The 846-nt window shown below is 45.0% G+C and carries 1 protein-coding gene; it reads left to right on the top strand.

Annotated features, from left to right (window positions below; genetic code table 11):
- The coding region (locus A3756_RS28830; protein ID WP_156490616.1) for an HD-GYP domain-containing protein at positions 1-846 on the top strand (846 nt) is incomplete at both ends.

The raw sequence follows: 846 nt of genomic DNA, 5'->3' as shown, positions 1-846 counted from the left end.
TTTGTGGCGCTGGATTTATCTTTAGGTAGAGAGAAAGATATTGCTCAATATCTCATTAAGCAGTCGATGGCATTGCAGTTAAGGGAGAACTTTCTTTCCTTTGGTAAGAAGTTCTCGGCGGCGGCAATTGTATTGGTATTCAGTATCTCGACGGTATTCTTTTTGGTTATTAATAAAGACCTAAGTTGGTTGGTCGATAGTAGCCGTTATTTGGATATAAATGATGCGCGCATTAGCATTCTCAAAGAGGTAGCCTTCGTCGCTGCTGTCCTCTTGGTATATAGTATTCGGATCATATATTCCTATGTGACAAACTTGAATATGTACCTTTATTACCAGAATCATACCTTGTTTGAGGTGATGAATGGTGACCTGGAACAGCGAGTGCCGGTAGTCAGTCATGATGAGTTTGGGCGTATGGCTGAGGGTACCAATGCGATGATTGCCAGTTTGCAGCAGCATAGGGACGAACTTCAATTGACTCGAGATGTGTCTGTGCTAGCGCTAGCTTCGCTTGCAGAAACCCGGGACAATGAAACCGGTGGCCATATTCTGAGAACTCAGCATTACGTCCGTGTGCTAGCGGAACATTTGAGTGCACATCCCGACTTCAAAGACTATCTGGATGCTGAGACGGTGGATCTTTTATATAAGTCGGCACCTTTGCATGATGTGGGTAAAGTAGGTATTCCAGATAGTATCTTGCTCAAGCCAGGCAAGCTAACAGATGAAGAGTTCATGATCATGAAAACGCATGCGCAATTGGGGGCAGACTCTTTAGCGGTTGCCGAAGCCCGCTTGGGAAGCAATTCTTTCTTGCGTTATGCACGAGAGATTGCCGCCTCT

The sequence above is a fragment of the Oleiphilus sp. HI0086 genome (genome assembly GCF_001635225.1).
The sequence above is the reverse complement of the archived record's forward strand: the minus strand, read 5'-3'. Positions and strand labels throughout refer to the sequence as shown.